This is a genomic window from Secundilactobacillus similis DSM 23365 = JCM 2765 (genome assembly GCF_001311075.1).
GTDB lineage: Bacteria > Bacillota > Bacilli > Lactobacillales > Lactobacillaceae > Secundilactobacillus > Secundilactobacillus similis.
Map to the genome: position 1 here is coordinate 1 of NZ_BBAD01000092.1, position 12,633 is coordinate 12,633.

A 12,633-nucleotide genomic window follows, 5' to 3' on the forward strand; every position below is an offset into this window, starting at 1 on the left:
TTAGTAAAAGTTAAACAGCAACGTAACAGTATTACGTCCATAGTCCGTTCAAGCGCATTAAGTCAACGTTCAGAACAGATTGATCTCTTACCCGCCATGATGATGAAACATCGACTGTTAATCAATTTTAGCGTTTGTCGACTCAACGTCAGTCGTTGTAATACAGTCGTAAGCCGTTCAGTTAAGCACTTGAGATGGTCTACAATAGTGCCGAATTGCACCAACGTAAGATTTCGGTAAGCGGCTAGGTGGATGCTGTGTCGCGATGATTGGTGGTTGTTGGTGTTCTTCCGACAACCGCCAATCATCGGGGACAAATGTAAGACTCGCACGGGGGTTGGCGAGGCTTACATTTGAGGTCTGAGACCGCCCTTTGGCTCAGGCCGGCCCCATAGCAGGAACCTGGCCGCTTACCGGAATCGACAGTTTACGCAAAACACTGCACTTCACAATCTGAACAGAAGAATGCTTACGCTGGACATAAACGTCAGCAAAGGAGGAGCTACCACGAATAACTTCGATGTAGTATAATAGTATCTGCCGTTTTAGCTCAGCAGGTAGAGCACTTCCATGGTAAGGAAGAGGTCATCGGTTCAAATCCGATAAACGGCTGTCGAGGTACGCTTCAAGTTGCTCGACTGGAACGATAAGATTAAATACCCAAATTAATGGGATTAATTTGAATAACATCTAGCATTTTGCCAATTGATGTAGTATACTTATTTAGTCGGTTGCAATAGTACCGTGATTTATCGGGAAGTAGCTCAGCTTGGTAGAGCACCTGGTTTGGGACCAGGGGGTCGCAGGTTCGAATCCTGTCTTCCCGATTGAACGAGTTAATTTTAAAAATCGTTGTCTTTGAATTAGATTTACGGTAAGATAAACTTGTTAAAGTTTTTGCCGGAGTGGCGGAACTGGCAGACGCGCTGGACTCAAAATCCAGTGTCCGTTGAGGACGTGTGGGTTCGAACCCACCTCCGGTATCATGAAGAGTTAACCTGTTGGGTTAGCTCTTTTTTTGTTGTTTGAGAATGCTGGCTGTCGTTGACAAATGCTTTTGCCCGGCGGTAGACTTAGCTCAACTTGGTGAATGAAAGGAGGTCGTGAACGTGGCGTTTATTGGGGTGCTGTGTTTGTTACTGATTTTAACAACGTTAGCGGGACATTTTGCTAACCGGATGGGTGTTCCGTCTGTGATTGGTCAGATTTTGGTTGGCGTTTTAGTTGGGCCCGCCGTTTTAAATTGGATTCAGCCCAGTCAACTGTTGTCGGTATTTTCGGATATCGGGGTCGTGATGCTGATGTTTATCGGCGGCTTGGAGAGTAATCTTGAGTTATTACGACGGTATTTAAAACCGGCAATCATTGTGGCGATGAGTGGAGTGTTGATGCCGGTCGTTTTAATGGGTGGCGCCGCGATGGCGTTTCACTTTTCAGCTTTTGAAGCAACGTACATAGGGGTTATTTTTAGTGCCACTTCGGTTTCGATTTCAGTGGCGGTCCTTCAGGAATATCAGGCGCTAGATACGTCGGAAGGGGCAACGATTTTAGGCGCAGCGTTGCTGATGATATTATTGGCGTTATTTTGCTGTCCGTGATGATCAGTTTGATGGGCACGCAGGGCATTGCGACTCACACGGACTCAACCGGTTTGGGATGGATCTTGCTCGAACAGGTGCTGTTCTTCGGTGGCACTTACCTAGTTGTTCGGTGGATTGCGCCATACTTGATGTCGTTGAGTGAAAAATTCGTGATGAACGCTAGTGTGACCATCATGTCGATGGTGATTTGCTTGGGCATGGCTTGGATTGCGGACTTAGTTGGTTTGAGTGGGGCAGTTGGGGCGTTCTTTGCCGGAATTGCCGTCGCCCATACACCGTACCGAGAAGTAGTTGAAGCCCATATGGAACCAATCGGCTACGCGGCCTTTATCCCACTGTTTTTCGTTGGTATCGGGTTAAGCATGTCGTTTGACTATCTCGGGTCATCGTTAGGCTTTATTGCCTTGATGACTGCACTGGCTTGTTTGAGTAAACTTATTGGTTGCGGACTTGGGGCTAAGCTCACTGGTTTTGATCGGACCAGTAGTTTAGTCATTGGTGCTGGGATGATTTCTCGCGGTGAAATGGGCATGATCACGGTTCAAATTGGGTTGCAGTCTGGGTTGCTTGCTAAGGCGGCCTACTCTAAATTTGTACTGGTGATCATTCTGGCGACGATTATTGCGCCGTTTGCGTTGAAGCAACGTTGAAACGGTTGCCGGGGCGACGAGCTGCTGTGGCGTCGGATTGATGGTTAGGAAAGATGTTGAAGAAAGCGCCGCAGATTCGAGTTGGGAATCTGTGGCGCTTTTTGGGTTTGGGTGAATTAATCTGAGTGGTTCGTTGATGTCCTTGAGACTAAACGTGCAGCTCTCTAACCGCCTTGTTTCGCACGCTGCTCGTTACTGTCCTCGAGACTAAACGTGCTCCGAGAGGCAGGGACTTGCACATAAAGGACTTTCACCACAATCCCCAAAAACCAGGGATTCTGGCGAAAGTCCCTTATGCTCCAGTCCCTAATCGCCTCTCTCCGCACTCTCTAATTCGTCAACTCATGCTCAATCTGCAACACCGTCGTTGGCATTTTATCCGAAGCAATCAGCGGTGAGACTGGTCCAAGGCTGATGAGGGTCAGTTGGTGCATCGCTCGGGTTGCAATTGTATAGAGCGTACCGGTGAACTGTTCATCTGGGAAGTTGGTGGCTGAGACGTTCCAGCCAATTACGGCATCGAATTCCAATCCCTTAGCGAGGTAGATTGGGAGGACTAAGATACCCTTTGGTAGTGACAAATCGGCGTCAGTCATCAAGGTGACGTTTTTGTGCTGATGATTGAGCTTTTGGTAGACTTCGTGGGCTTGCGTCAGATCCTGAGTTAGGATGGCAATTGTGCCGTTGGTCGCCGACAAAGTTGTGATCTCCCGGTCTAAGGCGTCGATGCCACTATCGAAGTCGTAACGAATGATAACCTTTGGCAGATCACCGGGCCGGTTAAAGGCCTCAATTTGGGCACCATCAGGTAGAAGGGCCTTTGCAAAAGTGGTGATGGGATAAGTTGAGCGATATGACCGATTCAACTTGAGTAACCGTGGCCGGTGAACGTTAAAGGCGTCTCGTAACTGGTTGAGCAACGCTTCCGGTGCTTGAACCGCTTTGAAGAGGGCTTGCTCGCTATCACCAAGGAACGTCATGTGGGCTTTCGGAAAGGCATGATGCAAATATTGCAGTTGCGCGATCGAATAGTCCTGCATTTCGTCCACAAAGAGGTGCTGCATAGCGTGGTTTTGGCCACCACCGGTTAAGATATCCCGGAGGTAGAGCAGGGGCGCCGCGTCAACCAGTGGACAACGGTGGTACTCGATGGCCTGCGCAAAACGCGCCCGGCTAGCTTCGAATTGCGCCGCGTCACAGTCATCAGGAAGTTCAGCTTGCGCCATAAAGTCGAGGTACTGACTGTAAGTGTCCAAGAAATAGTTGTTGTAAAGGGCGTCGTACACGACCCGAAGCCGTTTGGTGACGATTTTGCGGGCGATGTAGTTAACCTCAGCGTCGAGCTCTTGGAATTGGTGGCGTTGCTTGTTGCCGAGTAAATCGTGATACTGCTCGTCTGAAAGTTGGTCGATTTCTTCAGCCACCCACTTAGATTTGGCTTCTTCGTTGATCCGGCGCTTGAGTCGTTTGATCAATTCGTTCTTCGTCTTTAAGAACCGCTCGGCCGGTTGGAGTGCTGGCAGTGCGTGGTAAATCGCTTCGATTTCTGCCTTGTCGAAGAAGACCTGACCGTCGAAGTAAATATGGTTGAATTTGAAATGTTCTGGGTCCAAATGCTGACAGTAGTCGGCAACTTGGTGCATGTAATTAGCGGACTCCTTAAACTGGCGAACGTTGACCTGCGCGTCTGGCAACGTACTTTCTGTTTCGTAACGATCAAACAACGTTTCGACGTCCAACCCAAGTAACCGCTGGCTTAGAAATTCGGCGAGGGTCACTTGGCGCATGTTACGTTCGCCCAAACTAGGCAGCACGTCAGAAATATAGTGACTGAATAGTTTGTTGGGCGAGAACAGGACGATTTGGTCGGCCTGAAGCTCTTGTCGACTGTGGTAAAGCAAAAAGGCAATTCGCTGTAGAATGGCGGAGGTTTTACCCGAACCGGCTACCCCTTGAACAACGAGTAAATCACTGCGAGTGTCGCGGATGATGTCGTTTTGTTCACGCTGGATGGTGGCCACGATGTTTTGCATGGTTTCGTCGTTTTGCTGGCCTAGTACGTGTTGGAGCATCTCGTCACCAACCGTTTCGTTGGTGTCAAACATGCTTTCGATTTGGCCGTTTTGAATCAGAAATTGACGCTTCTTTTTCAGGTTTGTCAATTGGCGACCACCAGGGGTTTCGTAAGTCACGTTGCCCAGCGTCCCGTTATAGTAGATGGCAGAGATTGGCGCACGCCAGTCGTAAACCAGAAAGTTCTGCTCATCGTCGGTGAAGGAAGCCGTGCCAATGTAGAGTCGTTCGGTATCGGGATCACCGGCGTCTTGAATGTCGATTCGCCCGAAATAGGGTGATTGTTCCAGTTCCTTAAAGGTGTTCAATTGGCCGGAAATGATCTGTTCGTTTTCAATTAACCGAGAAGCCAGCGCCCGTTGTTGTTGCAGATCGGCGGAAGTTTCGATCCGGTCATCAAGTTCGATGTAGTTAACGGAAGTGTTGGCACTGTAGTTTTCTTGAACCAGCTTCATTTCAGCTCGTGCTTTATCGTAATCATCGGTAACAGCAGCGATGCGTGCGGTAATTTGGTGAATCACCGAATCAACACGTTGTTGTTCCTTTTCTTGTTCCTGCGATGTCAAAATACCGCCTCTTTCGTTTAATTTGTGCTTGGACTATTTTAGTGGTGTGGGAGGGGGTTGTCAATTAAAGAGTGCGAAATGGGGCGCTTAGAAGGTGGCGTATAAGGGTGGACCAACTCAATCTGCCGGGTTTTGGCAGATTGAGTTGGTCCACCCTTATACATAACCTTCTGCCCCATTTCGCACGTTTCGACGTGGTGGCCAGAAAGCTGAAACCTAGGCAAACTTCACAGAAGAGATGACCTGCGGAAAATACAAGTTCAAACCGAGTCGAAACAAACGTAGTCGTAATGAGCGTTGCCGGAAGCGGGTGGTAACCGTAGTGGACATCCCGAAACATAATCGGTACTTCTTACAGTAGATAGTTTATAAGCAACTATGCTGCATCTATATAGCTGTTAACGATTTCCTAGACTAACATGGCCACAATTTTCGGCTCAGAGTAAACCGTTATTTCTTGGGGTTAGGTTTAATGCCTTAATTTGCCAGCCAAGCGCTTTCTGGCCACCACGCCGAAACGCGCTCCGCAAAACTGAAGTCTGCACCTAAGGGACTCCCAACACAAAGCCGAAACCCACGACTTTCTGTTGGGAGTCCCTTAGGCTCCGACTTCAACCCGTTTTGCTACGCGCTCTTTGACATTCTCCCCCCCAACCCTTAAAATAGTAACCATATTATATGAAATCAAACTAAAATTCGCTGGTGCGCGTTCGTGATCACCCACAGAGAGATTGGCTTGGCTGAAACCAATCATGATGACGACTTTGGACCCAGCAAACTGAATTTAGGGTGCCTCCTTATCGGCGACGAGTGGTGGCCTGGTGGTCACAATTAGGTGGTACCGCGGTTGACGTCCTATTGCATTTGGCAATGGGACGTTTTTTTCAGCGTTACCGGACTGGTAAGGGGTAAATTGAAAGGATGATAAACAGATGAGCGACAAGAAGATTATTTTAACGGGTGACCGACCAACTGGGAAACTGCACATTGGCCATTACGTGGGGTCATTGAAGAACCGGGTCAAATTACAAAATTCTGGTGATTACGACTCATTCATTATGATTGCCGACCAACAAGCGTTGACTGATAACGCTCGGGATCCCGAAAAGATTCGCCACAGCTTGATCCAAGTCGCCTTGGACTATTTGGCTGTCGGCATCGATCCAGCTAAATCAACCATCTTTGTGCAATCACAAATTCCAGCTTTGAGTGAATTGACGATGCACTACCTGAACTTGGTTAGCGTTTCTCGTTTGGAACGGAACCCAACCGTTAAGACTGAAATCAAGCAAAAGAAGTTTGGTCAAAGTGTGCCAGCCGGGTTCTTTATCTACCCAGTTAGTCAAGCCGCTGATATCACAGCCTTTAAAGCGACGACGGTTCCCGTTGGTGAAGACCAAGAACCAATGTTGGAACAAACCCGTGAAATCGTTCGGAGCTTTAACAACATCTACGGCGACGTTTTGGTTGAACCAGAAGGCTACTTCCCAGAAGAAGGTCAAGGCCGGATTCCTGGGTTAGACGGCAACGCTAAGATGAGCAAGTCCTTGGACAACGCCATTTACTTGGCCGATGATGCGGATACGATCCAAAAGAAGGTCATGTCAATGTACACCGACCCAACCCATATCCACGTTGAAGATCCTGGTCATATCGAAGGCAACACGGTCTTCACTTACTTGGATATCTTCGATCCTGATACCGCCAAGGTTGCCGAATTAAAGGCGCAATACCAACAAGGTGGTTTGGGCGACGTGAAGATCAAGCGTTACTTAAACGATGTCTTACAGGCTGAATTGAAGCCAATTCGTGAACGGCGCGAACAGTACGCTCAAGATACGGATGCCGTTTACAAGATTTTGCAAGAAGGCAGCGAAAAGGCGAACCAAGTTGCCAACCAAACGTTAACGGAAGTTCGGAACGCAATTGGCATCAACTACTTCGGTTAATAAATCATAATTGACGCAGGTTGTTTCAAATGGTGCGAAGGGGCGACTGACAATGGATAATTTAGTGATCGTGGATTTAGGGTCAAATTCAGTCCGGATGGCGATCAACGAAATTCGCCCGGACAAAACGTTCCGGGAAGTTGGACGTTATAAAGAAGATACCCGGTTGTCTGAGGGCATGGGACCAGAAAAAAAGCTACAAGACGCCGCAATCAAGCGGACCCTTGCCGCGTTAAAACACTTTCGGATCCTCTATCAGGATCTACCAAACTTAACGGTTAAGGCCATTACAACCGCGGCCGTGCGCCAAGCTAGTAATCAAGCCGACTTTCTAGAACGGGTTCAGCGCGAAGTGGGGTTGACGTTTGACGTTTTATCGGGTGACGATGAAGCCTACTACGACTATCTCGGCGTGATGAATCGACTCCGGGTCGAGGATGCGCTGATGCTAGATATTGGTGGTGCCAGCCTTGAGATGGTCAATATCCGGTCCGGTAAGGAAAGTAACTTGATCAGCATTCCGTTTGGGGCGGTCAATTTGTCTGAACAGTTCCACTTAGATGACCAGATCAACCCGGCCGACTTCTTTGATGCGACGGTATTTTTACGTCAACGATTACAGGATATCTGGTGGTTGGGGGAAGCCAAAACCAAGCCGTTTATTCTGCTTGGTGGCGCCAACCGCTCACTGGCCCGAATGAGTCGGCGGCAACAACAAGTGTTGCACGTTGAGCAAATTCACGGCTATCAGCTAACGACCCACGAAGTTTTTCGGTTGTTCTCTGGTTTACTTCGCAAAAATCACGAACAACGGAAACAAATTTCGGGACTTGAACCCGACCGAGCTGATATTATTGTGGGTGGCATCTTACCACTGGTACTATTACTTCAGATGTTAGATTCAGACCGCGTCATTTTCTCTGAAAGTGGCGTTCGCGAAGGTATCATCAATGCGTATTTGAATCAAGACTACAATTAACAAAGGATGGACAAGACCCATGGAATCGGAGTTTGCACACTTTTATAAGCGATCACGGGCGGAACGACTAGCGCTGTTAGCGCAGCACCGCGAACTGACCCCAGCAATGGTTCAGTTATTAAGTGATCGTGCGGCACAAGGCGATGCGCAGCAGTTGATTGAAAACGACATTACGGCGTTTCAACTCCCGGAAGGCGTTGCCGTTAACTTAATGGTGAACCAACGTGAATTGGTGGTGCCAATGGTCACGGAAGAACCTTCTGTGATTGCGGCGGCCAGCAATGGGGCCAAGCAGTTAGCGAAAGCGGGTGGCATTCAGGCTACGGTGCAGTCGAGATTATTAATGGGTCAGGTGGTGTTAAGCCACGTGAAGGTGTTTGCCTCAGTCGATGACTGGGTTGCCTTGCACCAAACTGAGTTACTTGAAGTTGCCGCACAGGCTCACCCATCAATCGTCAAACGTGGTGGGGGTCCGCGAAAATTGCGGACTAGAGACCTTGGTGACGGTTACGTGTCGATTGACCTGTTTGCTGACGTTCAAGCCGCAATGGGCGCCAACATGCTCAATACGATGTTGGAAGCCATTGCGACTGTGGTTCAGACTAAATTGCAACAGCCACTTTTCAGTATCCTCTCTAACGCTGCTGATCAGAGTCTGGCAACGGCAACTTGCCGGATCCCGCAATCCCAGTTACCCGCTGGGGTGGCCGAACGAATCGCGCAAGCCAGTGAAGTCGCCCAACTTGATCCATACCGGGCAGTGACGCACAATAAGGCATTATGAACGGCGTTGACGCCGTTGTGATTGCCATGGGCAACGATTGGCGGGCAATCGAAAGTGCCGCTCACGCTTACGCTGCCACCAGTGGTCAGTATCGCGGGTTGAGTCAGTGGAACCTTGAGGGCGATGATCTCGTTGGTGAACTAACGCTACCGTTACCAGTTGGAACGGTTGGCGGGGCCACGGCGGTATTGCCACTGGTCAAAATCAATCAACAGCTGGCTGAAACCAACACGCCTGAGGAGTTGATGCAGGTCATCGTCTCGGTTGGCCTGGCGCAAAACTTTGCGGCCTTGAACGCACTGGTAACCAGTGGCATTCAACGCGGTCACATGAAGATGCAGCGACGCTCACTGGCACTCTCCGTGGGGGCTTTGGCCAATGAAATTGACGCCGTTGTGACCCAACTGGACGCCGTGAAGGATCCAGATGAAGCGGCCGCCCGGCGTATTTTGCAACAACTTAGAACACAAACAAAGGATGACAACGATGCAAAACATTGAAATTAACGATCACGTACAATCCTGTTGGACGCAGTGAACGAACTGTTCCCGGGGAAGGTTGAACTTCAGTTTATCGGTGAGTTACAAAGCGGTTATGTGCGTCATGACCAAGCACAAGTCGTTCAGGACAAAGACCACTTGATGGTCCAAATCAGTGACTTGACGGCACCAGATTACACGGCGTCTCACGAATTACTTCACTTATTGATGACGTTGCGTGGCTTTCCACAACTATTCTACAGTCTGTCTACCGGTAATGAAGAGTTGGACAACCAGCTGAAGTTACTGTCAACGGACCTTTACGATACGGTTTCTCACTTGGTCGTTGTCTCGGAACAACGCAAGCATGAGTTGATCGATGATAACATTGAACAACTCTACTTGAAGGGCGTTCAGGCCACCATCGACCCTGAACCAGCTACGGATGACGATAAGATGACGATGCGATTACTCGTTTTGACGGATGCGTTGGTCTTCTTTGGTGATCAAAATGCCGCCATCAACAAGCAGTTCGCAACTGATTATCCTAAAGCCTTTCCAGCGGCTCAGAAGCTATACGGGGTCATCACCGAAAAAGCGGTTGATTCACCATTCACACTTCGTCGTAACGTGGTCAAGGCGTTCAAGGCCTTTGATGCCCAACTCGAAGAATGGGGCTTACCACCAGTTAACAACCAGGAATTTGCCACGTTGACCAGCGTCTTTTCGAAGCGGCAATTACGTTTGGAAGTTCGGCAGGTGTTTGAACTCTTCCATTCCGACATGGTGGACGTTAAAACGAACCGACGGGCCTACGTTGCATTAATCGGACTGACCGTCAAAACGGCTTTGTCCTGCCAGCACCTAAGGCTAGTGAAGACACGCCAGACTACTACAAGGGCATTTACGGCATGACCGTGGAAGCACTTTTGAAGCAACTGGAGATGCCATACATTTTACGGTAACGACTTGGAGGTTGATCAAATGTCGCCAATCATTCAATCAAGTTTTAAAAACGCTCAGCACATCGTCTTTCTAACGGGTGCTGGCGTGTCGACTCCGTCCGGCATTCCGGACTACCGGTCAAATAACGGGCTGTACACGGCACACAAAAATGCCGAGTATTATCTTAGCCACACCTGTTTAACGCAAGAGCCACAGGTGTTTTACGACTATGTGACGCAGAATCTGTATAAGCCTGACGCCCAACCTAACGTGATTCACCGAGTTCAATCGGCGTTGACTCAGCAGGACCGGGCAACCATCGTCACGCAAAACATCGATAACCTGTACCGAGTCGCGGACGCGAAGCACCTCGTGGAATTTCACGGGAACTTGTACCACGTCTACTGTCAAAAATGCGGGGCGACCGTGGATTGGCACGAGTACCTCAAAAAACCAGTTCACGCCGACTGTGGCGGGCAATTGCGACCTGACGTTGTGCTATACGAAGAGGGGCTGAACCAGGACAATATCAATCGGGCGGTTGCCGCAATGAGCAACGCTGATTTGATCGTCATCACCGGGACGTCCATGCGCGTCTACCCGTTTGCGGGACTGTTAGATTACCGCAATCCGGGTGCGCCCGTGATCGTCATTAACCAAGAACCGCTGTCGTTTCCGTTTCAGTTTGAAATGGTACAGGAGGATGCGGCGGCCTTCTACGATCAACTTGAGATTTAATTAAATAGGAGAATGAACATGGGGAAAGACCGATTAGAGGCCTTCACGGATGGGGTCATGGCAATTATCATTACAATTTTGGTGCTGGAGATTCCGGAACCAGAGGGGGCAACCTTCGCGGCGTTGTGGCCGTTACGGTTTAAGTTGATCTTGTACTTGCTAAGTTTCTTGGCAATTGCCGTTTACTGGAATAATCACCATCACCTTTTCCAAGTGACGGAAGAAATTAGTGGCTCAGTCTTATGGGCCAACAACTTCTTTTTGCTGACGTTAAGTTTGCTACCCATTGCTACGGCTTGGGCGGGAACCCACATCATGGCGTTTGCCCCCGAGTTTACGATGGGACTGGCCTTCTTTATGGCAAACCTAAGTTTTTACTTGATCATTCGGGCATTGGTGGCAACGCATGGTGAGGATACGGCGTTGAACAACTTTTTTGGCCAGCATTATCTCAAGCCGTGGTTTTCAATGGGCGCAAACGTGATTGGCCTGTTATCAGGCTTTCTCTGGCCACCATTAGTTGCCATCTTTGCGTTTATCAACTTGATTCCGTGGATCATTCCGGATCACCGAATCGACCATTATTTGAAAAATAAGGACTGAGACACGATGTCGCAGGGAGACATTGAACAACAGCTCAGGCGACTGTTACGCCACATTCGGGTGTTACTTGGGATGCAGGTAACCGTTGACGGGTTGATGTTGTACGCAATTGTGAAATTACTGATGGCGAATAATGGTCAAGTGATGCTGTTTTGGCGGTATTTGACCGTTAAAAATGGCTTGATTTTGACCGGACTGTTGGTGGGACTTGACCTCTGTTTAATGCTCGTTCGACGAAATGATCGGTTGACCGGTCAGGGACTGATCAGCCAATTAACAGGGCGACCGAGTCACGAGATGGCAACGCTGATTCGTCAGTTTAAACGATTGAAGTAAGGGGGCACACGCATGATTACGATTGGGTTAACGACTTGGAAGGAACATCCGGCACTGATTAACGATGAGCAACGGGACGTGACGCTCAGTGAGTACGCTGCGGTGCTCCCGGTTGTGGAAGTGGACACACCGTTTTACGGCATTCCGCGGGTCACAACGGTTCAACGCTGGCAACAAGAGGTGCCGGCAGGTTTTCAATTTATTTTGAAGGCTAACAAGGTGATGACCAAGCATGATTACGGAACGGATGAAGTGAGTGAAGCCGACCGACAGCAAGCCTTCGTTGATTTTCGGCGGATGGTTCAGCCGTTAGTCACTAAACATCAACTGAAGGCGGTACTTTTTCAATTTCCACCGTTTTTCCGACGGTCGACTGAGAACTTAGAGTGGTTAGTCGACATTCGCCGGTTAATGGGTGATTTGCCAATTGCCGTGGAGTTTCGCAATCCAACTTGGTATGATCCTGCACTGGTTAATGATGTAATGACCTACCTGAAGCAGTTACACATGACCCACGTGATTGTGGACGAACCGCACCGCTTAAATGACGGCATGGCGCTCCTACCACAAGTGACCAGTGATTTAGCGATTCTTCGGCTGCATGGCCGTAACGAAAAGGCTGGTTCAACCAAGGCAAAGACTGGCGTGGCCAACGGACGCTTTACCGATATTCAGATGCAGAACTGGCCGAGTTTGGTCAGTTGGTGACGAATCTGAGTCAGCAAGCCAAGGACGTCTGCGTCATCTTTAACAACAATTCCGGTGGTGACGCCGCGCCAAATGCGCTGGCTTTACGTGATTTACTGGGCATTCATTGGACGGGACTGGGACCGCAGCAGATGAGCTTGTTTTAGGTCTGATTGTCGTTTGTGTCCAGCGATAGTGTGCGAAGTTTGTGAAATTTGGCTTCGTTGGTGCGTTGATCATGGC

General features: G+C 49.1%; 6 protein-coding genes, 3 tRNA genes and 4 pseudogenes. 12 read left to right on the forward strand and 1 reads right to left on the reverse strand.

What is annotated here, in order from left to right:
- Positions 1 to 539: 539 nt before the first annotated feature.
- The 4 genes and pseudogenes from JCM2765_RS14325 (at position 540) to JCM2765_RS14340 (ending at position 2,251) form a co-directional block, all read left to right on the forward strand.
- Positions 540 to 612: transfer RNA gene (locus tag JCM2765_RS14325), tRNA-Thr, on the forward strand.
- A gap of 141 nt (positions 613 to 753) precedes the next feature.
- Positions 754 to 827, forward strand: a tRNA-Pro gene (locus JCM2765_RS14330).
- A 72-nt stretch (positions 828 to 899) separates the two neighbouring features.
- Positions 900 to 983, forward strand: a tRNA-Leu gene (locus tag JCM2765_RS14335).
- Positions 984 to 1,109: 126 nt separating this feature from the next.
- Positions 1,110 to 2,251, forward strand: a pseudogene (locus JCM2765_RS14340) (cation:proton antiporter).
- Between the two features lie 329 nt (positions 2,252 to 2,580).
- Here JCM2765_RS14340 and helD read toward each other — a convergent pair.
- Positions 2,581 to 4,893 carry an RNA polymerase recycling motor HelD gene (gene helD / locus JCM2765_RS14345; protein ID WP_173585558.1) on the reverse strand — a complete coding sequence of 771 codons (2,313 nt, stop codon included), beginning with the start codon at positions 4,891 to 4,893 and terminating at the stop codon, positions 2,581 to 2,583.
- A gap of 929 nt (positions 4,894 to 5,822) precedes the next feature.
- Here helD and trpS point away from each other — a divergent pair.
- The 8 genes and pseudogenes from trpS (at position 5,823) to JCM2765_RS14385 (ending at position 12,557) form a co-directional block, all read left to right on the forward strand.
- Entirely contained in the window at positions 5,823 to 6,839 is a 1,017-nt protein-coding gene (gene trpS / locus JCM2765_RS14350) for a tryptophan--tRNA ligase (protein WP_054737319.1), read from the forward strand.
- A gap of 52 nt (positions 6,840 to 6,891) precedes the next feature.
- Complete coding sequence (locus tag JCM2765_RS14355) at positions 6,892 to 7,818, forward strand: Ppx/GppA family phosphatase (RefSeq protein ID WP_054737320.1); 927 nt, start codon at positions 6,892 to 6,894, stop codon at positions 7,816 to 7,818.
- 19 nt (positions 7,819 to 7,837) lie between these two features.
- Positions 7,838 to 9,102 (forward strand): annotated as a pseudogene (locus JCM2765_RS14360) (hydroxymethylglutaryl-CoA reductase, degradative).
- Positions 9,080 to 10,046: pseudogene (locus JCM2765_RS14365) on the forward strand (IpaB/EvcA family protein). The pseudogenes JCM2765_RS14360 and JCM2765_RS14365 overlap by 23 nt, the downstream one beginning before the upstream one ends.
- 19 nt (positions 10,047 to 10,065) lie before the next feature.
- Positions 10,066 to 10,764: an NAD-dependent protein deacylase gene (locus JCM2765_RS14370; protein ID WP_054737321.1), complete on the forward strand. Its 699-nt coding sequence runs from the start codon at positions 10,066 to 10,068 to the stop codon at positions 10,762 to 10,764.
- An 18-nt stretch (positions 10,765 to 10,782) separates the two neighbouring features.
- Positions 10,783 to 11,367: a TMEM175 family protein gene (locus JCM2765_RS14375; protein WP_054737322.1), complete on the forward strand. Its 585-nt coding sequence runs from the start codon at positions 10,783 to 10,785 to the stop codon at positions 11,365 to 11,367.
- Positions 11,368 to 11,373: 6 nt separating this feature from the next.
- A complete protein-coding gene (locus tag JCM2765_RS14380; protein WP_054737323.1) occupies positions 11,374 to 11,703 on the forward strand; it encodes a hypothetical protein in 330 nt (109 codons plus the stop codon).
- Between the two features lie 12 nt (positions 11,704 to 11,715).
- Positions 11,716 to 12,557 (forward strand): annotated as a pseudogene (locus tag JCM2765_RS14385) (DUF72 domain-containing protein).
- Positions 12,558 to 12,633: the final 76 nt, after the last annotated feature.